The sequence below is a fragment of the Curtobacterium sp. TC1 genome (genome assembly GCF_019844075.1).
Classification (GTDB): domain Bacteria; phylum Actinomycetota; class Actinomycetes; order Actinomycetales; family Microbacteriaceae; genus Curtobacterium.
The window spans coordinates 938,060-958,564 of the sequence record NZ_CP081964.1 but is presented as its reverse complement, the minus strand read 5'-3'; the positions used below and the strand labels follow the sequence as shown (position 1 = coordinate 958,564).

Below are 20,505 nucleotides of genomic sequence, written 5' to 3'. Positions count from 1 at the left end.
TTCCGAAATCTCGGCATGTCGAGCGTTCGAACGGCCATCTGTGTCACCTCGGCGAACCTGAGCGGCGTGTCGCGGCCCCTGAGCGAGCGAGCCGGCAGTGCGGGTCGCTCGTCGGGTCAGGCGGGGAGCGTCGCGACGACGCAGGTGCCGTCGACCTCGTCGTCCTGCTCGACCACCGCCGAGAACCCGGCGGCCACGAACGCCGCGACCGATGCATCTGCCTGCGTCACGGACACCTCGATCACGACCGAACCACCGGGGCGCAACCACTCCCCCGCTCCCGCGGCGATCCGCCGGTGCAGGTCGAGGCCGTCTGCCCCACCGTCGAGCGCGACGCGGTGCTCGTGCTCCCGTGCTTCGACCGGCATCATCGCGATCGATGCCGTCGGGACGTAGGGGGCGTTCACCGCGACGACGTCGACCGTGCCACGGAACCGATCCGGCAGCGGCGCGAACAGGTCACCGACGACGACGATCCCACGGTCGCCGATGTTCTCGGCCGCGACGTCGACGGCGTCCGGGTCGATGTCCGTGGCCACGAGGTCGAGTGCGCCGACCCGGCCGAACAACGCCACCGAGATCGCGCCGGCGCCGCAGCACAGATCGACCACGCGGTCGTAGCGCTGCAGCCGACGCGCAGCCTGCTCGACGACGACGGCCGTGCGGGCACGCGGCACGAAGACCCCGGGGGTCACCCGGATGCGGTGTCCGTCGAATGCGGCCCACCCGAGCACGTACTCGAGCGGCTCACCGGCCAGGCGACGCTGGACGAGCGAGCGCAGCCGGACGGGCTCACCGGCTCCTGCTTCGAGGAGCAGGTCGGCTTCGTCCTCGGCGAAGACGCTCCCCGCGGCCCGGAGTCGGGCCGCGAGGGCGTCACGCGCGGGATGGGTCAAGCGGCGCCGTCGAACATCGACGTGACGGAACCGTCGTCGAAGACCTCGTGGATGGCGCGGGCCAGGAGCGGGGCGATCGGCAGGATCTCGAGACGGTCCCAACGCTTCTCAACCGGCACCGGCAGGGTGTCGGTCACGACGACGCGGTCGATGAACTCGCTCTGCAGCAGCTCGGTGGCCGGGTCGGAGAACACCGCGTGCGTCGCGGCGACGACGACGCCGATCGCGCCGGCCTCCTTCAGCGCCTCGGCAGCCTTGGCGATCGTGCGCCCGGTGTCGATCAGGTCGTCGACCAGCAGGCACCAGCGGCCGGAGACGTCGCCGACGATCTCGTGCACCGTCACCTGGTTCGGGACCAGCGGGTCGCGGCGCTTGTGGATGATGGCGAGGGGCGCACCGAGCTTCTCGGACCAGATGTCGGCGACGCGGACGCGGCCCATGTCCGGGGACACGACCGTCAGGATCGACGGGTCGAGGATCTCCTTGAAGTGCTCGAGCAGCACCGGCATGGCGAAGAGGTGGTCCACCGGGCCGTCGAAGAAGCCCTGGATCTGGGCGGCGTGCAGGTCGACGCTCATGATCCGGTGCGCGCCGGCGGCCTTGAACAGGTCGGCGACGAGGCGGGCCGAGATCGGCTCGCGACCGCGGCCCTTCTTGTCCTGACGGGCGTACGGGTAGAAGGGCGCGACGACGGTGATGCGCTTCGCCGAGGCCCGCTTCAGCGCGTCGACGATGATGAGCTGCTCCATGAGCCACTCGTTGATCGGTGCCGTGTGCGACTGGATGACGAACGCGTCGCATCCGCGGACCGACTCGTCGAACCGGACGTACAGCTCACCGTTCGCGAAGGTCCGGGCGTCGGTGGGGACCAGGTCGACGCCGAGTTCCTCTGCGATCTCGGCGGAGAGCGCCGGGTGTGCTCGCCCCGAGACGAGGACGAGTCGTTTCTGGCCGGTTGTCTTGATTCCGGACAAGTGCGGTGCTCACTCCCTGACCCGTGTGGGGTCGATGTCGACGACCGGTGGTCGCCAGGATCTATTCGCCGTTCGCGTGCCGAGCAGCCTCGGCCGCCGGTGTGCCGGGTCGGTGTTCCTCGACCCATCCGTCGGTGTTGCGCTGTGGGGCGTAGCTGATCGCGAGCGATCCGGCCGGGACGTCCTTGCGGACCGTCGTCCCGGCACCCGTGTACGCGCCGTCACCAATCCTAACCGGGGCGACGAAGACGTTGTGCGAGCCGGTGCGGACGTTCGAGCCGACCTCGGTCCGGTGCTTGTGCACGCCGTCGTAGTTCGCGGTGATCGTGTTCGCGCCGATGTTCGAGTCCTCGCCCACCTCGGCGTCGCCGATGTAGGACAGGTGCGGGACCTTGCTGCCACGGCCGATCTTCGCGTTCTTCGTCTCGACGAAGGTGCCGATCTTGCCCTGGTCGCCGAGGATCGTGCCCGGACGCAGGTACGCGAACGGCCCCACCGAGGCGCCGTCGCCGATGACCGCGAGGGTGGCGTCGACCCGGTTCACCGTCGCCCCGGCACCGACCTCGGTGTCGCGCAGCGTCGTGTCCGGCCCGACCACGGCACCGGCGGCGATCGCGGTCGCTCCGAGGAGCTGGGTGCCGGGCAGGACCTCGGCGTCCGCCTCGATCGAGACGTCGAGGTCGATCCAGGTGGTCGCCGGGTCCTGCACGGTGACGCCGGCGAGCTGGTGTCGGCGGACGATGCGGGCGTTGAGCTCGCGTGCGGCATCGGAGAGCTGCGCGCGGTCGTTGATGCCGGCGACGAGCCACGAGTCCGTCAGGGTGACCACGTCGATGCGCCCACCTCGGTCGCTGATCAGCGCGGGGGCGTCGGTGATGTACTTCTCGCCCTGCGCGTTCGCCGTGGTGAGCGACGGCAGGACCGCGCGGAGGTGCGTCACGTCGAACGCGTAGATGCCCGCGTTCGCCTCGGCGATGGCAAGCTGTTCGACCGTCGCGTCCTTGTGCTCGACGACCCCGGTGAACGCGCCGTCGGCGTCACGCACGATCCGTCCGAGGCCGGTCGGGTCCGGGGCGATCGCACTGACGAAGGTCGCCCCGTTGCCGCCACGGGCGTGCGCGTCGACGAGCAGGCGGAGCGACGCCGCATCGAGCAACGGAACGTCGCCGGAGAGCACCACGACGGCACCGTCGAAGTCGGCGGGGAGCGCCTGGACCGCGACCTCGACCGCGCGACCGGTGCCGGGGACGTCGTCCTGGTCGACGATGATGGCGTCGGGCGCGCGCTCGGTGATCTCCGCTGCGACGAGGTCACGCTCGTGCCGGACGACCACCGCGACGTGTTCCGGCCCGAGGGACGACGCCGTCCGCAGGACGTGGGCGATGAGCGGCAGCCCGGCGAGCCGGTGCAGCACCTTGGGCGTGGACGACTTCATGCGCGTGCCCTGCCCGGCGGCGAGGACGACGACGGCGATGCGCTGGTCGGTCATGGGTCCATCCTGGCGCACCCGCGCTGCGGAGTTCGACGGAACCGCGGCGCTGTGCACAACGATGCGCACAACCGCAGCGGTGCGGGACCGCCTACGTCCGGGGCTCGGGCTTCACGAACGCCATGAGCACCAGCCCCGCGACGAGCACCACCACGATCCCGAGGATGCCGAAGCGCGTCGAGCCGCCGATCGTCACGGCGACGCCGAACAGCGCCGGCGCCAGGAACGACGCCGCCCGGCCGGTGGTGGCGTAGAGGCCGAAGAGCTCGCCCTCGCGGCCGGGTGTCGCCAGCCGCGCCAGGTACGCCCGCGACGACGACTGCACGGGTCCGACGAACAGCGCCAGGGTCAGCCCGAGCACCCAGAACCACTCGGTCCGCGTCCCCGCGGCGAGTACGCCGAGTCCGCAGGCGGCGAGGCCGATCAGCGACACCATGATGAGCGCACGCGAGCCGAACCGGTCGTCGAGCCGTCCGGACACGAAGGTGGCGACTCCGGCGACGACGTTCGCGGCGATGGCGAACAGGATGACCTGCGATGCGCTGAAGCCGAACACCTGGGCCGCGATGATGCCGCCGAACGTGAAGACCGCGCCGACACCGTCGCGGAAGACCGCGCTGGCGAGCAGGAACGCGAGCACGTTGCGCCGTTCGCGCCAGAGCCGGGCGATGTCACGCCCCAGGTCGCGGTAGGCGCCGAGCACGCCACCGGTCCCGCGCGGATCGGGCGCGGCGTCGGGCACCACGATGAAGAGCGGGATCGAGCTGACCGCGAGCCACACGGCGGCGATGCCGATCGCGACGCGGACGTCCCACTGTCCGGTCGCGACGGTTGCGGGCAGCTGCAGGAGCCCGCCGACGACACCGTCGCCCCGGAAGTCCTGGATGCAGAGGACGAGCAGCACCACGAGCAGCACGATGCCGCCGAAGTAGCCGGCGGCCCACCCGATCGCGGAGACCCGTCCGGTCCGTTCCCCCGACGCGATCTGCCCGATCATGGCGTTGTAGCCGACGCTCGCGATCTCGTACGCGACCGTGCCGATACCGAGCAACGCGGCCCCGAGCACCAGGTACGGCTGGCTCGGCGCGACGAACACCATGCCGCCGATGGACAGGACGATGCCGATCGTGGCGATGAGGACGGACCGGCGCCGGTGCCCGGACGAGTCCGCCAGGCGCCCGATCGCCGGGGCGACGAGCGCGACGACGATGCCGGCGATCGTCAGCGCCGTGGAGACCACCGCGGCGTTGTGGGCGAGCTCGCGCTCCACGAACGCCTTGCCGGCGGCGGAGGTGTCGGCCACCCGCGCCGGGTCGACGAACGCCCGGCTCGCCAGGTAGGTGCTGAAGACGAAGGTGGTGACGACGGCGTTGAACGCCGCGGATCCCCAGTCCCAGAGCGCCCAGGAGACGAGCGCGCGCCGGTCGGTGCGCTGCGGCACAACGGCGGCCGGAGAAGCGGTCATGCGCGAACCGTAGCGCGTCCCGGTGACGCAGCGGTGGCCCCGTTCCGGGTCACGTGCCGGGTTGGAGGCGCGTGGCGGCCTGGCCACGGGCCTCCCGTCCGCACCGTGCGCGCGTCCTCACCCCGTGCGAGCTTCCGCGCACCGTGCGCGCCCACAGGGCGGCACCATGCCGACGACCATGGATCCAACGACCAATCTCGCACCGTGCACCAGCCATCAGCCGGACGGGAGGCCCGTGGCGGCCTGGCCACGGGCCTCCCGTCCGCACCGTGCGCGCGTCCTCACCCCGTGCGAGCTTCCGCGCACCGTGCGCGCCCACAGGGCGGCACCATGCCGACGACCATGGATCCAACGACCAATCTCGCACCGTGCACCAGCCATCAGCCGGACGGGAGGCCCGTGGCGGCCTGGCCACGGGCCTCCCGTCCGCACCGTGCGCGCGTCCTCACCCCGTGCGAGCTTCCGCGCACCGTGTCCGCTTGCAACCCCGCCCGTGGCACGCAACTCGGCGCTGCGCGGCAAACCGCGCACCGTGCGCGCTCAGGCGGGCACGCCGCCGGGGTAGACGACGGACTTGAGGGACTCCGGGTCGGTGTCGCTCTCGAGGGCTTCGCGGACCTCGTCGAGCCCGAACCGACCGGTGACGAGCGAGTCCAGGTCGACCTGCCCGGACGCGACCAGGCCGATCGCGACCGGCCACGTGCCGGTGTAGCGGAAGATCCCGGTGACGGTGACCTCGAGGTTCTGGATGTGCTCGACCGGCAGCGTCATCTCGGAGTTGCCGAGCCCCACGAGCACCGCAGCGCCGGCCGGTCCGACGGCCTTGATGCCGTCGGACACGGCACGGGGCGCACCGCTGGCGTCGATGAAGGCGTCGACCGGTGCGATGTCCGAGGCGACGGACACCGTGGTCGGGTCGACGACCTCGGTGGCGCCGTACTGCAGCGCACGCTCCCGGCGCTCGGGGACGAGGTCGCTGACCACGATCCGGGTGGCGCCGAACGCCCGCGCTGCCTGTGCGCAGATGATCCCGATCGGACCGGCACCCGCGATCAGCACCGAGGAGCCGGGGACGATGCCGGCCTTCCGGACCGCGGCGATGCCGACCGACAGGGGTTCGAGCAGGGCGCCGGCCTCGAACGAGACGGAGTCGGGCAGGACGTGGGCGAACTCGGCCTCGATGGTGACGAACTCGGCGAAGGCCCCGTCGACCGGGGGCGTCGCGTAGAAGCGCATGTGCGGGCAGAGGTTGTAGCGGCCGGCGAGGCACTGCGCGCACCGGTGGCAGGGACGCTGGGGTTCGACGGCGACGCGCTCCCCGACGCGCGCGGGGTCGACGCCCTCGCCGACGGCGGTGATCGTGCCGGACAGCTCGTGCCCGAGGACGAGGGGCTCCTCGACGACGAAGTCCCCGATGCGGCCGTGCCGGTAGTAGTGCACGTCGGAGCCGCACACCCCGACCGCGGCGACCCGGACGAGGACGTCGCCGGGCTCGACCTCGGGGACGGGGCGGTCTTCGACGGTCAGGTCCTGGGTGCCGAGCAGCACGCTGGTGCGCTGGCGCTGGATGGAGGTCATGGGGTTCTCGCTTCCTCGGCCGCGTCGTCGCGGTCGGACGTGTGGGTGGTGGTGGCGACCGCGGTGGTCACGGTGCCCGGGTCGCGGAGCAGGTCGCGGAAGCCGATCTCGGCGGCTCCGTGCACGAGGACGTCCCTGCCCAGTGCAGCCGGGACGATGCGCAGCCGATCGGCCGTGCCCGCCATCGACTGCGCACGGACGGCGGTGACGATCCGGTCGCCGACGTGGTCGAGCAGCACTCCGAGGAACCCGCCGAGCACGACGACCTCGGGGTTGACGGTGTGGATCGCGTTGCGGAGCGCGGTGGCGAGGGCATCGACCTGCCGGTCCACGACGCGTTCGGTCGCGGGGTCGTCGGCGGCGAGCGCTCCGGCCAACGCGGCGAGGTCGTCGGGGGCCGTCCCGGCGACGGTGGTGAGGGCGTCACGCGAGGCCTCCGTCTCGAGGCATCCGACGGCTCCGCAGTGGCAGCGGATGCCGTTCGCCGCGACGAACGTGTGGCCGAGCTCGCCGGCGTACCCGTCGGCGCCGCTGAGCGGCCGTCCGCCGGAGATGACCCCGCCACCGATGCCGCTCGCGCCGCCGTTGAGGTACACGAGGTCGTCGACGCCCCGTCCGCTGCCGGCGAGGCGTTCGGCCCAGGCCCCGAGGTTCGCGTCGTTGGCGGCACGGACCGGCAGTCCCGTCCGGGCGGCGAGCGGAGCTGCGAAGGGTTCGTCGTGCCAGCCGAGGTGCGGCGCGTACTGGACGTTGCCGTCCTCGGCGCGGACCGTCCCGGGGACGGCGACGCCCACCCCGACGAGCCGCAACCGCCCCGGGGCGGACGCGGGCCCGGTGCCGGCGCCGGTGCCGGTGGTCTCGGCGCCGGTCACTCGGACCTGGTCGAGGAGCCGGGCGACGACGTCGACGGCCTCGGCAGCCGAGGGTGGGCGGACCTGCGCCTCGACCTGCCGCCGCCGGACGGTGCCGTCGAGCCCGACGAGGGCCACCTCGACGGCGTCGATCTCGACCGTGACGGCAGCGGCCACCACGTCTGCCGAAGCCCGCACGATCGGGCTCGGGCGACCGACCCCGGATCCAGCGGACCCGGCGGGCGGTGGGCCTTCGTGCACCAGCCCGAGCTCGACCAGCTCACCGACGAGTGCGAGGGTCGTGGACCGGTTCAGCCCGGTGCGACGGGTGATCTCGGCGCGTGCGATCGGGCCGTCCTCGTGCACCAGGCGGAGGATGCGCGCGGCGTTGCTCGGCGCCGGGGTCTGTGCCGGGCCCGTCGTGCGGTCGTGTTCCGTCACAGAATCTCCCAGGACGTCCGCGATGGGAAGCGGGATCGGGCGTACCTGGTCGGAACGAACGACCAGGCACGCCCGAGATCACCAGGTACGCCCGGAACGACCCCGACCCCGCCCACGCGCACGCTCACGCCCGCGACCGCGAGAACGCGGCGTCGAACGCGGCCGACGGCGGCGCGATCGTGCCGAGCTGCCGGACGAACGCCAGCGCCTCGGGTCCTCCGACGAGTCGGTCCATGCCGGCGTCCTCCCACTCGACGCTGGTCGGTCCGGTGTACCCGATGTGGTTCAGCACGCGGAACACGCGCTCCCACGGCACGTCACCGTGTCCGGCGGTCACGAAGTCCCACCCGCGTCGGGGGTCACCCCACGGCAGGTGCGACCCGAGCCGGCCGTTGCGTCCGTCGAGCTGCTTCACCGACTCCTTGCAGTGCACGTGGTAGACGCGGTCGGCGAAGTCGAGCAGGAACGCGGCGGGATCGAGGTCCTGCCAGACGAAGTGGGACGGGTCGAAGTTGAAGCCGAACGCCGGCCGGTCCGCGAAGAGCTCCAGCGTGCGACGAGCGGTCCAGTAGTCGTAGGCGATCTCGGACGGGTGCACCTCGAGCGCGAAGCGGACGCCCACCTCTTCGAAGACGTCGATGATCGGCGACCAGCGGTCGTGGAAGTCCTGGTACCCGGCGTCGATCATGGTCGGGGGCACGGGCGGGAACCCGGCGACGGTCTTCCAGATCGACGAGCCGGAGAACCCGGTGACGGTGTCCACGCCGAGTGCCGCAGCGGCACGGGCGGTCCACTGCAGTTCCTCGGCCGCGCGCTGCCGGACGCCCTCGGGGTCGCCGTCGCCCCAGACGTGCGGCGGCAGGATGTCCTCGTGCCGCTGGTCGATGGGGTCGTCGCACACGGCCTGGCCGACCAGGTGGTTCGCGATGGTCCACACCTGCAGTCCGTTGCGTTCCAGGATCGCCCTGCGGTCGGCGACGTACGACGGGTCCGTCGCGGCGCGCCGGACGTCCAGGTGGTCGCCCCAGCAGGCGATCTCGAGTCCGTCGTACCCCCAGTCGCCGGCGAGCCGGGCGACCTCCTCGAAGGGCAGGTCGGCCCACTGTCCGGTGAACAGCGTGACCGGCCGGGAGGCCCGGGTCGGCTCCGTCTGGTCGCTCGCGTCCGTCGTCGTCATCGTCGTCGTCCTTCCGTGCGGTGGTCGGGGTCCGTCACCAGGATCCGGGGGTGGACCCGGCGGGGACGGTGGCCGGTCGGTCGACGCGCGAGTGCACGTCGACGACCGTGTGGTCGCGGGCGGCGGCCGAGACGGCCTCCATGACCTCGAGCACGTGGAACGCGAGGTCGCCGGCGGCTCGGTGCGGCCGGTCCGTCGCGATCGCGTGGGCCATGTCGGCGAGCCCGTAGCCACGACCGGCGTCGGCGTACCCGGCGGCGACGGGCAGCTCGCGCCACGCGCGGTCGTCCGCGGTGGCGATCGACACCGGGTCCGAGAACCGGTTGGGATCCGGGACGCCGAGGGTGCCGGCCGTGCCGTACACCTCGAAGAGCGGCGCGCGGGTGGCCCAGACCTCGAACGAGACGGTGACGGTCGAGACCACGCCGTTCTCGTGTTCGAGGATCGCGACCACGTGGGTGTCGATGTCGACCGGGATCGACGTGCCGGCGTTCGGCCCGGTCGCGATCGTCCGTTCGCGAGTGGAACGCGTGGCGCTGCCGCTCACCCGGACGACCGGTCCGAAGAACGTGACGAGACTGGTCAGGTAGTAGGGGCCCATGTCGAGCAGCGGTCCGCCACCGGGCTGGTAGTAGAACGCGGGTGCCGGGTGCCAGAGCTCGTGGCCGGGGGCGCTCCAGGCGACGGCCGCGCCGACCGGGGTGCCGATCAGCCCGTCGTCGAGGGCGGCCCGAGCGGTCTGGATGCCGGTGCCGAGCACGGTGTCCGGGGCACTGCCGACCCGGAGGCCCGCGGCCCGGGCTGCATCGAGCACCGGTCCGGCCTCGGCCGTGGACATCGCCAGGGGCTTCTCGCCGTAGACGTGCTTGCCGGCGGCGAGCGCCCGGGTCGCGACGTCGGCGTGGGCGGCGGGGATCGTCAGGTTGAGCACGACGTCGACGTCGTCGGCTGCGAGCAGCTCGTCGACGCTCGTGCCGCGCACGCCCTGTGCGGCGCCGACCGTCTGCGCCCGGTCGACGTCGAGGTCGGCGACCGCCACGAGCGACAGTCCGGGCAGCGCCGGGAAGTGCTCGAAGTACTGCTGGCTGATCACGCCGACCCCGACGACGCCGACCCGCAGCGCTCGTTCGTTCACCGTGCTGCCCACAGGAGTCCCCGTTCGATGATGGTTCGGAGTGGCTGCGACTCGACGACCTCGAGGCGGTGTCCGGGCGCCGAGACGAACACGCGGCCCTCGCCCCACTGCCGTGTCCAGATCGCCGGTGCGGTGACCGGTCGGTTCCAGGCGTCGAAGTCGCGCGCGTCCTGGGTGGTGGTCGCGAGGACGTCGTTGTACTCGTCGGACAGCACCCAGTACTGCTCGGTGACGAGGTCGAAGTCCTCGATGCCCTGCGTGATCGGGTGCGACCGGCCGAGGTCGGTGAGGTGCACCGTGTACGGGATGTAGTTGTCGGACTGTTCGCCGACGCGCTCGTCGGGGTGCTTGCCGGCGTGGTGGGCGAACTGGCCGCCGACCATGTGCAGGTAGTCGGCGGTGTTCCGGAACGCGTCCGCGATGCCGCCGTGCCAGCCAGCCAGTCCGGCGCCGCCCAGGACCGCGCGCTGCAGCCCGGCGAACTCGTCGTCGGCGATGGTCGACATCGTGACGACCTGCACGATCAGGTCGACCTCGTCCATGACGGACTCGTCGGCGTAGACGGCCGTCGAGTCCGACACCCGGACCGCGAACCCGTTCTCGCGCAGGAACGGGACGAACAGGTCGGTGGTCTCGACGGGCTGGTGGCCGTCCCATCCCCCGCGGACGACCAGGGCCAGGCGGGTACGGTCGGCGGCGGTCACGAGGTCGCCGTCCAGCTGCTGCCGTCGGCGGCGCTGCGTTCGACGGCGTCGAGCACGCGCTGCACGTGCAGGCCGTCCTCGAACGAGGGCGACGGGTCGGTGCCGGACACGATCGCCTCGACGAAGTCCTTCACCTGGTGGCTGAAGGTGTGCTCGTAGCCGATGAGGTGTCCGGTGGGCCACCACGCCGCCATGTAGGGGTGCTCGGGTTCGGTGACCAGGATCCGGCGGAAGCCCTGCTCCCGCGCGGGGGCCGATGACTCGTACAACCGCAGTTCGTTCATGGACTCCAGGTCGAACTGGATCGCGCCTTCGGACCCGCTGATCTCGAGCGTCAGGCCGTTCTTCCGGCCGGTGGCGTAGCGCGTGGCCTCGAACGTGCCGATGGCGCCGTCGGCCGCGCCGCCGCCGAGTCGGGCGGTGAAGAACGCGGCGTCGTCGACGGTGACCTGTCCGCGCTCGCTCGACGCGGTGCCGGAGAGCCCGACCCCCTCGGCCATCAGCGGACGTTCGGTCACGAAGGTCTCGAGGGTGCCGGACACGGTGGCGAGCGACGCACCGGTGACGTGCTCGACGAGGTCGATCGCGTGCGCGCCGATGTCGCCGAGCGCACCGGAGCCGGCCTGCTCCTTGTCGAGCCGCCAGGTCATCGGGCCGTCCTCGTCGGCGAGCCAGTCCTGCAGGTAGAGCGCGCGGACCTGGCGCACGGTGCCGATCCGGCCGTCCTGCACGAGCTGCCGGGCGAACGCGATGGCCGGCACGCGGCGGTAGCTGAACCCGACCATGGCACGGACCCCGTGCGACCGGGCGGCAGCGGCTGCGGCGGTCATCGCCTCGGCCTGTTCGACGGTGTTGGCGAGCGGCTTCTCGCACAGGACGTGCTTGCCGGCCTCGAGCGCGGCGATCGCGATCTCGACGTGCGACGAACCGGGCGACACGATGTCGACGACGTCGATGTCGGGGTCGGCCACGACGGCACGCCAGTCGGTCGACGCCGCCTGCCAGCCGTACTGCGCACGGGCGGTCTCGGTGCGTTCCGGGTCGCGCCCGACGATCACCGCCATCTCGGGTTCGACCCCGAGGTCGAAGAACCTGGGGGCGGTCCGCCATGCCTGTGAGTGCGCGGCCCCCATGAAGCCGTGTCCCACCATGGCGATCCGCAGTCGTTCCTGTGCCATCCGCTCGCTCCTTTGCGATCACGTCCTTGCCACAGCCAACACTACCGCTTATGTTGGGCGCGGCAACATTTTGTTTCGACGACGAACGGTGACCACCATGGCAACGACGCCCACCCGTGCAGACAAGTTCTCCTTCGGTCTCTGGACCATCGGCTACAACGGCTCCGACCCCTTCGGCGGGCCGACCCGCCCGGCCCTCGACGTGGTCGAGGCGGTCGAGAAGCTCGACGAGCTCGGCGCCTACGGCCTGACCTTCCACGACGACGACCTGTTCGCGTTCGGCTCGACCGACGCCGAACGGCAGACGCAGATCGACCGCCTCAAGGGTGCGCTCGACGCCACCGGCCTCATCGTGCCGATGGTGACGACGAACCTGTTCTCCGCCCCCGTGTTCAAGGACGGCGGCTTCACCTCGAACGACCGGCAGGTCCGCCGCTTCGCGCTCCGCAAGGTGCTGCGCAACATCGACCTCGCCGCCGAGCTCGGTGCGTCGACGTTCGTGATGTGGGGCGGCCGCGAGGGCTCCGAGTACGACAGCGCGAAGGACGTGCAGGCCGCACTCGAGCGCTACCGCGAGGCCGTCAACCTGCTCGCCGACTACGTCACCGACAAGGGCTACGGCATCCGCTTCGCCATCGAGCCGAAGCCGAACGAGCCCCGCGGCGACATCCTGCTGCCGACCCTCGGCCACGCGATCGCGTTCACCGAGACCCTCGAGCGCCCGGAACTGTTCGGCATCAACCCCGAGGTCGGCCACGAGCAGATGGCGGGCCTGAACTTCACGGCCGGCATCGCCCAGGCGCTCTACCAGGGCAAGCTCTTCCACATCGACCTGAACGGCCAGCGCGGCATCAAGTACGACCAGGACCTGGTGTTCGGACACGGCGACCTGCAGAACGCGTTCTCGCTCGTCGACCTGCTCGAGCACGGTTCGCCGCAGGGCGGCCAGGCGTACGACGGCCCGCGCCACTTCGACTACAAGCCGAGCCGCACCGAGGACATCTCGGGCGTCTGGGACTCGGCCGCCGCGAACATGCGCATGTACCTGCTCCTCAAGGAGCGCGCGCAGGCCTTCCGCGCCGACCCCGAGGTGCAGGCCGCACTCGAGGCCTCGAAGGTCGGGGAGCTCAGCACGCCGACCCTGAACGACGGCGAGTCCTACGACGCCTTCCTGTCCGACCGTTCGGCGTACGAGGACTTCGACGCCGACGCGTACTTCGGCGGCAAGGGCTTCGGCTTCGTCCGGCTGCAGCAGCTCGCCATCGAGCACCTGCTCGGCGCGCGCTGACGGGCGGCGGGGATGACACAGCTCGTCGCCGGCGTCGACTCGTCGACCCAGTCCTGCAAGGTCACCGTCCGCGACGCCGCGACGGGCGCCGTCGTCCGTGAGGGGCGTGCGTCCCACCCGGACGGCACGTCCGTCGACCCCCGCCACTGGTGGGACGCCCTCGGCGCGGCGGTCGCCGACGCCGGTGGCCTCGACGACGTCGGTGCCGTCGCGATCGCCGGCCAGCAGCACGGCATGGTCGCGCTCGACGCCGACGGCCGCGTGGTGCGCGACGCCCTGCTCTGGAACGACGTGCGCAGTGCGGACGCGGCCGCGCAGATGGTCGACGAGCTGGGGCGGGAGTCCTGGGTCGAGCGGACGGGCCTGGTGCCGGTGGCGTCGTTCACCGGCACCAAGCTGCGGTGGCTCCGCGACGCCGAGCCGGACAACGCCGGTCGCGTCGCGGCCGTCGCGCTCCCCCACGACTGGTTGTCGTGGCGGCTGCGCGGCTACGGCCCGGCCGACGACAGTGCGCTCGGCCCCGACCTCGACGCCCTGGCGACGGACGCGTCCGACGCCAGCGGCACGGCGTACTGGGACCCGGTGCGCCGGGAGTACGACCCGGAGCTGTTCGAACGGGCGCTCGGCCGCCCGATGCGCGTCGCCGGGTCGGAGCCGGCCGCGGACACCGTCGTCGTGCCACGCGTCGTCGCGCACGACGAGGCGATGGGGACGCTCACCGTCGACGTGACACTGCCGAGCGGCCGGGCCGCGCCGGCCGGCCTGCTCGTCGGCGCAGGACTCGGCGACAACGCCGGGGCGGCGCTCGGCCTCGGGCTCGGGCCGGGCGACGTCGCGGTGTCCCTGGGGACCAGCGGAACGGTCTTCGGCGTCACCGGTACCGACGTCCTGGACCCGAGCGGGACCGTGGCGGGCTTCGCCGACGGAACCGGGTCGCGCCTCCCGATCGTCACGACGCTCAACGCGGCCCGCGTGCTCGAGGTGATCGGCGGCCTGCTCGGCGTCGACCACGACGCGCTCGGCGAGCTGGCGCTGCAGGCGCCCGCCGGGGCCGACGGCCTGGTCCTGGTGCCGTACTTCGTCGGCGAGCGCACGCCCAACCGGCCGGACGCGACCGCCTCGCTGCTCGGGATGACCCCGGGCACGACGGACCGACCGCACCTGGCGCGCGCCGCGGTGGAGGGCATGCTGTGCGCGCTGGCCGACGGGCTCGCCGCGGTCGAGGGCACCGGCGTGACCGTCTCGCGACTGCTGCTCATCGGCGGCGCGGCACGGAACGAAGCCGTCCGGACCGTCGCCGCGCAGGTGTTCGGGCGGGACGTGCTGATCCCGGAACCCGGCGAGTACGTGGCGTCCGGGGCCGCGCGGCAGGCAGCATGGGTGCTGACCGGCACGCTGCCGACGTGGGACGCCGCGACGACGACCGTGCCGGCGGACCCGCACCCCGAGGTGCTCGAGCAGTACCGCGCTGCGACGCGCTGACCGAGGAGACCCATGGCACGCACCGACCTCCCGCTCGACGAACTCCGTCGGTACCGCCCCGCGGTCCGGAGACCGGCAGACTTCGACGCGTTCTGGGCGGACACGATCACCGCGGCCCGGGCGGCCGGAGCAGGGACGGCTCCCGTCCTCGCTCCGGCCGACACCCCGGTGACCGGACTCGTCGTCGAGGACCTGACGTTCCCGGGCTTCGCCGGCGACCCGGTGCGCGCCTGGGTCTCCCGTCCGCTCGCCGGTCGTGACACCGCGCTGCCCGTCGTCGTCGAGTTCCTCGGCTACGGCGGCGGCCGCGGGCGCCCCGGCGAACGGGTGCACTGGGCCCTCGCCGGGTACGTGCACGTCGTCATGGACACCCGCGGCCAGGGCAGCGGGTGGGCCGGCGGCGACACCCCCGACCCGCACGGCTCCGGACCGCACGCGAGCGGGTGGATGACGAGCGGCATCGGCTCCCCCGCCGACCACTACTACCGCCGCGTGTACACCGACGCCGTCCGCCTGGTCGACGCCGTGCGGACACTGCCCGGCGTCGACCCGGCACGCATCGCCCTGACCGGCGGCAGCCAGGGCGGCGGCATCGCCATCGCCGCCGCCGCCCTGGTCGAGGCCCACGTCGGACCGATCACCGCGGTGCTGCCCGACGTCGCGTTCCTGTGCGACTGGGAGGGCGGCACGGACGTCGCCGTCGGCGGCCCGTACCTGGAACTCGCGACCTACCTGTCCGTGCACCGCGACGCAGCCGACACCGTGTGGGACACCGCGGCGTACTTCGACGGGGTGAACCACGCAGCCGGCATCACCGCACCGGCGCTGTTCTCCGTGGCCCTGATGGACGACGTCGTCCCGCCGCGCACCACCTTCGCCGCCTTCAACGCGCTCGGGTCGGCTTCCCGCGAGATCGAGGTGTACCCGTACAACGGGCACGAGGGCGGCGGCTTCCGGCAGTGGGAGCGGCAGGTGGCGTTCCTCCGCGCGCTGGGGTGAGCGCGCTCACGTCACCACCATCGGGGTGTCACGCCCGCCGCATCGTGTCCCGGGGGTACTCGCCGTGCCGGTCGAGGTACGCGGCCGAGAACCGGCCGGCGTGGGCGAACCCCCACTGCCGGGCCACCTCGGCGATGCTCGTCGCCGCCGGGTCGGCGTGCAGGAGCTCGTCGCGCACCCGGTCGAGACGGACCCCGCGCAGGTAGCCGTTCGGGCTGACGCCGAGCTGCCGCTGGAACGCCTGCTGCAGTGCACGCAGACTCAGGGAGGCGACCTCGGCCAGGTCGGTGCTCGTGATCGGCAGGTGCGCGTGCTCGTGCACGTACTCGACGGCTCGGCGGATGTGCGCGTTGCGCGGGAGCAGGAGCTCGTCCGGCAGGGTGGCCGAGACGACCGGGTAGAGCTCGAGCAGGGCCAGCGCTCCCAGCCGGCCCATCTCCGCCTGCAGGAGCGGCGAGACCTGCCGGTCGAGCACGGTGTGCGAGATGAGCTTGACCGTGTTCCGCCACATCGTCACCGCGCGGTCGTCGGGCTGCACGGTGTGGTCGAGTTGCACGGCGCCCGAGGCCGCGCCGCGTTCGCCGGCGACCTCCTCGAGCGAAGCCCGGTTGATCTGGACGAGCCGCTGGTCGTAGTCCTGGTAGGTGAACGCGGCGCCGTCCTGCGGCCACAGCTGTGGTCGGCCCGGGGCGCTGACGAGGCGGTCGTCGCCCTCGCCGATGAAGCCGGTGCCGCGGGTGATCCACTGCACCACGAAGTCGTCCGACGGGGTCATCACGCCGTTCAGGTGCCCGTCGAACCGGATCGCGCGCAACGTCATCGTGGTGTCGCCGACCGCCGAGTACCGGAACGTGAAGGGCTGCGCGGTGGTCTCGGCGCGCCACTCGGAGGCGTCGTACGCCCCGACCAGGAAGTCGCGTGCTTCGTCGACGTCAGCGGACCGGACGTCGTCCTGCACGCGCGCTCGTTCATCTGTCATCGGTTCACCGAGTGCAGTGTGACGGACCGGGGGCCAGCCGTCCGCACCGCTGTCCGAGAAGCGCTCCCGACGGCCTCCAGCGCGTGGAACGGATGCTGGATCCGGTGCGGCGATGTCCGGATTCCGACCGCCGGGCTGCGTCCGACATCCGCGATCCGCCGACTCCTCGGTCCTGGCGCACACGGCCGGTCCCGCTGCTCCTACGGTCGACTCATCCGGTGGCATCGGGCCGCGCAGGAGAACACGAGGACGCCATGACCGCCTTGACCGCAATCCCGGTCCATCCCATCAGCGCACCGAGGCAGGCCTTCGAGTCGGTCTCGGTGACGAGCCGACAGGACCGCCACCGCGGTACCTTCACGGAACTCCGGGACCTCCAGCGTCAGCGCATGCTGCAGATCGCCGCGGTCAGCACCGGCATCGTCTCCGTGAGCGCCCTCGCTTCCGCCGCCGCCGTGCTCGGGCTCTCCGCGTGATCCGCGACGGCTCCGCGGTCGAGGACGTCCGCACCCAGGCCATCGACATGACGGCGCTCTTCGCGGAACAGGAACGTCTGGAAGCATGACGCTCCTCACACTCACGCCCCCGGCCGTCGAGACGACCGCGCAGCGCACCGCATCCAAGGCCGCCGACGACCTCTTCACGGCGCACGGCGTGATCCCGGTGCGCTTCGAGGACGTCGCCGCGCACGCGGGCATGAGCGTGGACGAGCTGACGGCGGCCTACCCGTCCAAGCAGGCGCTCGTGGTGGCGGTCCTGCGACGCTGGCACGGCGCGTGGCGTCGGGCCCTGGACCACATCGCCACCACCTCGGCGGATCCCCGCGACGAGATCCTCGGCATCTTCAGCTACCTGGAGGAGTGCTTCGCGGACGAGGGGTGGCGCGGCTGCGCGTTCATCAACGGACACGCCGAGCTCGGACGGCAGGACCCGGAGATCGCCGCGCTCGCAGCCGAGCACTTCCGCGACGTCGAGAGCCACCTCACGTTGCTGTGCACCCGTGCGGACATGCCGGCGCACATCGCCGAGACCCTGTCGCTGCTGGTCGAGGGCGCCCGGGTGGAGTCAGCCGTGCAGGGCTCGGCGAAGCCCGCCCGGAGCGCGCGGCTCGGTGCGGCCATGATCATGTCGGTGTTCGAGGAGCGCACGACGTTCTGACCGCACGTATGATCCGGGGAACCACTCGTCACCGAAGACGGAGACCGGAATGACGCGCACCGAGCCCACCACCGCCGCTCACCACGGCACCCCCAGACCGACCCGAGCCACCGCCTCGGTCGCCGCGATCCTGGCCGAGTCCGCCGCGCGGTACCCGGACGACGTCGCCGTCATCGTCGGCGACCACCGCACCACCTACGCCGAGCTGTGGTCCGAGACCCTCGCCTACGCCGGAGCGCTCCGGGCCCGCGGGGTCACCGAGGGATCGCGCGTGGCGATGCTCGTGCCGAACGTCGCGGACTTCGCCCGCGTCTACTACGCCACCCTCGCGCTCGGCGCCGTCGTCGTCCCCGTCCACGCGTTGCTCAAGCGGCGCGAGATCGAGTACCTGCTGCAGGACAGCGGCGCCATGCTGCTCGTCTGCGCCGCCCCGCTGCTCGCCGAGGGCGCGGCCGGTGCCGAGCTCGCCGGCGTCGACGTCATCACCGTGCTCGCACCGGCCGACCACGACGACCACGACGGCCACGACGTCCCAGACCGCCTCGAGGCCCTGGCCGCGGCAGCCGAACCCCTCGACACCTACGTCCCCCGCGACCCCTTCGACACCGCGACGATCCTGTACACGAGCGGGACCACCGGCAAGCCGAAGGGTGCAGAGGGCTCGCACTTCGCCCTGCTCGAACAGGTCAACACGAACCTGATGAGCACCTTCGACATGCACCGCGGCGACGTCCTGCTCGGGGCACTCCCGCTGTTCCACACGTTCGGTCAGACCTGCACGATGAACACCGGGTTCCGCGCCGGCGCCACCATCGTGATGCTCCCGAAGTTCGACGGCGACGCAGCGCTGTCGGCGATGGTCGAGCACGGCTGCGAGATCTTCATGGGGGTGCCGACGATGTACATGGCACTGCTCGACGCCGCGACCCGAGGCGACGCCAGACCGGACCTGCGCTACGCGATCTCGGGCGGCGCGTCGTTGCCGTTGGCCGTCCTCGAGCGGTTCCAGTCCGTGTTCGATGCGCCCGTCCACGAGGGCTACGGACTGACCGAGACGTCGCCCGTGGCCACCTTCAACCACGTCGGCCGCGCGCCCCGACCGGGAACGATCGGGACGCCGGTGTGGGGTGTCGACGTCGAGATCGCCGACCCGGCCACGCCCGACGCGATCGTGCTGCTGCCGCACGGCGAGATCGGCGAACTCGTCATCCGCGGGCACAACCTGATGAACGGGTACCTGGACCGGCCGGAGGACACCGACGCGGCGATCGTCGACGGCTGGTTCCGCACCGGCGACCTCGGCACGAAGGACGACGACGGGTACCTGACGATCGTCGACCGCACGAAGGACATGATCATCCGCAACGGCTACAACGTGTACCCGCGGCAGGTCGAAGAGGTGCTGGCGACGCACCCGGACGTCACCATGGCGGCGGTCTTCGGCGTCCCGCACGAGCTGCACGGCCAGGAGATCGAGGCCGCCGTGGTGCTCCGCGCCGGCGCGACCGTCAGCCCGGACGAGCTCGTCCACTTCGTGTCCGACGAGATCGCGGCGTACAAGTTCCCGCGGGTCGTGCACGTGGTCGACGCCCTGCCCCTCGGACCGAGCGGCAAGGTCCTGAAGCGGACGCTGGTCGAGCAGTTCAGCACACCGGTCGACGCGGCGGCTGCTCCGGCCTGACACACTCGGAGCGTGATCACCAGGCCGCGTTCCGTCCTCCTCGCCGTCGCCCTGACCGCGGGCCTCGTCCTGACCGGCTGCACGGGCCCCGCGAACGCCGAGTCCGGCACACCCGAATGGTTCGACGTCACGGGCTTCCAGCCAGAGGGGGCGGACCCCGCGCTGATCGACGCCAACGCATCGGCGATGGACGTCGTCGGCGTCGACGGGCTGCTGCTGAGCCGGACCGGCACACGTGTCACCACCCCCTCCCGCGAGGCGAGGACACAGCGCAACCGGGCGCACGCCCGCGGGCTCGAGGCGCAGCTGCTCGTCAGCAACTACGCCGACGGCGACTTCAGCGAGCCGATCGCCCGGAGGATGCTCCGGTCCCCCGCCAACCGGTCCCACGTCGTCCGCGCGCTCGCGACCGACGTGCGTTCCGGCGGATGGGACTCGGTCATGATCGACCTCGAGGCGTTGACCGCCGCCGACACGGCGGGGTTGACGGCCTTCGCGCGGGAGCTCCGTGCGGCGGTCGGCGAAGACGTCCGGCTCGACATCGCCCTGTCGGCGTCGACGACCGCGGCCGGGTACGCGCGCATGGGGTACGACGTCCGGGCGCTCCGCGCTCCGCTGGACCACCTCACGCTGATGGCCTACGACCAGCACGGCCCGTGGGAGCCGGACGCACCGGGGCCGGTCGGGTCGTTGCCCTGGGCGTCGAAGTCCGCCAGGGCGCTCGCCACCCTCGCGCCCGCCGACCAGATCGTGCTCGGCGTCGCCGGGTACGGCTACCACTGGAAGGGGCCGCGGCCGGCGGGGCAGCTGTCCGACGACCAGGCCCGTCGCCGTGTCCGGAAGGCCCACGTCACCCCGACGTGGAACACCACGGTCGGCGAGTGGACCGCCACCCTGCCCAGCGGCGAGGTGCTGTGGTGGTCGGACGCGCGGTCGCTGCGTGAGCGCGTGGCCCTCGCCGAGCGACTCGGTCTGACCGGGGTGGCCGTCTGGTCCCTGGACCTCTCCGACACCCTCGGGGGTTGACACG

General features: G+C 72.2%; 18 protein-coding genes. 7 read left to right on the top strand and 11 right to left on the bottom strand.

Annotated features, from left to right (window positions below):
- Positions 1-116: 116 nt before the first annotated feature.
- The 10 genes from KZI27_RS05700 to KZI27_RS05655 all read right to left on the bottom strand — a co-directional run bounded on the left by KZI27_RS05700 (position 117) and on the right by KZI27_RS05655 (position 11,888).
- On the bottom strand, positions 117-896 hold the full coding sequence (locus KZI27_RS05700) for a putative protein N(5)-glutamine methyltransferase (protein ID WP_222659813.1): 780 nt from the start codon (positions 894-896) through the stop codon (positions 117-119).
- Positions 893-1,870, bottom strand: a complete 978-nt coding sequence (locus tag KZI27_RS05695; RefSeq protein ID WP_123313244.1) for a ribose-phosphate diphosphokinase — start codon at positions 1,868-1,870, stop codon at positions 893-895. The genes KZI27_RS05700 and KZI27_RS05695 overlap by 4 nt, the downstream gene beginning before the upstream one ends.
- Before the next feature lie 61 nt (positions 1,871-1,931).
- A complete protein-coding gene (glmU, locus tag KZI27_RS05690; protein WP_222659811.1) occupies positions 1,932-3,359 on the bottom strand; it encodes a bifunctional UDP-N-acetylglucosamine diphosphorylase/glucosamine-1-phosphate N-acetyltransferase GlmU in 1,428 nt (475 codons plus the stop codon).
- 91 nt (positions 3,360-3,450) lie between these two features.
- A complete protein-coding gene (locus KZI27_RS05685; RefSeq protein ID WP_222659809.1) occupies positions 3,451-4,824 on the bottom strand; it encodes an MFS transporter in 1,374 nt (457 codons plus the stop codon).
- 540 nt (positions 4,825-5,364) lie between these two features.
- Positions 5,365-6,402, bottom strand: coding sequence for an NAD(P)-dependent alcohol dehydrogenase (locus KZI27_RS05680; protein WP_222659808.1), 1,038 nt, complete (start codon positions 6,400-6,402; stop codon positions 5,365-5,367).
- On the bottom strand, positions 6,399-7,694 hold the full coding sequence (locus KZI27_RS05675; RefSeq protein WP_222659806.1) for an ROK family transcriptional regulator: 1,296 nt from the start codon (positions 7,692-7,694) through the stop codon (positions 6,399-6,401). Before KZI27_RS05675 ends, KZI27_RS05680 begins: the two co-directional genes overlap by 4 nt.
- 124 nt (positions 7,695-7,818) lie before the next feature.
- Complete coding sequence (locus tag KZI27_RS05670) at positions 7,819-8,871, bottom strand: sugar phosphate isomerase/epimerase family protein (RefSeq protein ID WP_222659804.1); 1,053 nt, start codon at positions 8,869-8,871, stop codon at positions 7,819-7,821.
- Positions 8,872-8,905: 34 nt separating this feature from the next.
- Positions 8,906-10,018 (bottom strand): Gfo/Idh/MocA family protein, encoded by a 1,113-nt coding sequence (locus tag KZI27_RS05665; RefSeq protein WP_261784111.1) that lies wholly within the window; start codon positions 10,016-10,018, stop codon positions 8,906-8,908.
- Positions 10,003-10,710: a ThuA domain-containing protein gene (locus KZI27_RS05660; RefSeq protein WP_222659802.1), complete on the bottom strand. Its 708-nt coding sequence runs from the start codon at positions 10,708-10,710 to the stop codon at positions 10,003-10,005. Before KZI27_RS05660 ends, KZI27_RS05665 begins: the two co-directional genes overlap by 16 nt.
- Positions 10,707-11,888, bottom strand: a complete 1,182-nt coding sequence (locus tag KZI27_RS05655) for a Gfo/Idh/MocA family protein (protein ID WP_222659800.1) — start codon at positions 11,886-11,888, stop codon at positions 10,707-10,709. Before KZI27_RS05655 ends, KZI27_RS05660 begins: the two co-directional genes overlap by 4 nt.
- Positions 11,889-11,985: 97 nt before the next feature.
- On the opposite strand from KZI27_RS05655, the gene xylA reads away from it, so the two are divergent.
- From xylA to KZI27_RS05640, 3 genes are read left to right on the top strand one after another with little or no spacing between them, the layout of a single operon-like run.
- Positions 11,986-13,176, top strand: a complete 1,191-nt coding sequence (gene xylA, locus KZI27_RS05650; RefSeq protein WP_123313236.1) for a xylose isomerase — start codon at positions 11,986-11,988, stop codon at positions 13,174-13,176.
- Between the two features lie 12 nt (positions 13,177-13,188).
- Positions 13,189-14,658, top strand: coding sequence for a xylulokinase (locus KZI27_RS05645; RefSeq protein ID WP_222659798.1), 1,470 nt, complete (start codon positions 13,189-13,191; stop codon positions 14,656-14,658).
- Between the two features lie 12 nt (positions 14,659-14,670).
- Entirely contained in the window at positions 14,671-15,657 is a 987-nt protein-coding gene (locus KZI27_RS05640; RefSeq protein ID WP_222659797.1) for an acetylxylan esterase, read from the top strand.
- A gap of 28 nt (positions 15,658-15,685) precedes the next feature.
- Here the strand turns inward: KZI27_RS05640 and KZI27_RS05635 are convergent, their stop codons facing one another.
- A complete protein-coding gene (locus KZI27_RS05635; protein ID WP_222659795.1) occupies positions 15,686-16,636 on the bottom strand; it encodes an AraC family transcriptional regulator in 951 nt (316 codons plus the stop codon).
- A gap of 254 nt (positions 16,637-16,890) precedes the next feature.
- Here KZI27_RS05635 and KZI27_RS05630 point away from each other — a divergent pair, with 254 nt between their 5' ends.
- From KZI27_RS05630 to KZI27_RS05615, 4 genes are all read left to right on the top strand, one after another.
- Entirely contained in the window at positions 16,891-17,112 is a 222-nt protein-coding gene (locus tag KZI27_RS05630) for a hypothetical protein (protein WP_222659793.1), read from the top strand.
- Between the two features lie 85 nt (positions 17,113-17,197).
- Positions 17,198-17,794, top strand: a complete 597-nt coding sequence (locus KZI27_RS05625) for a TetR/AcrR family transcriptional regulator (protein WP_222659790.1) — start codon at positions 17,198-17,200, stop codon at positions 17,792-17,794.
- A 49-nt stretch (positions 17,795-17,843) separates the two neighbouring features.
- Positions 17,844-19,475: a long-chain-fatty-acid--CoA ligase gene (locus tag KZI27_RS05620; RefSeq protein WP_222659789.1), complete on the top strand. Its 1,632-nt coding sequence runs from the start codon at positions 17,844-17,846 to the stop codon at positions 19,473-19,475.
- A gap of 12 nt (positions 19,476-19,487) precedes the next feature.
- Positions 19,488-20,501, top strand: a complete 1,014-nt coding sequence (locus KZI27_RS05615) for a glycosyl hydrolase family 18 protein (protein ID WP_222659787.1) — start codon at positions 19,488-19,490, stop codon at positions 20,499-20,501.
- Positions 20,502-20,505: the final 4 nt, after the last annotated feature.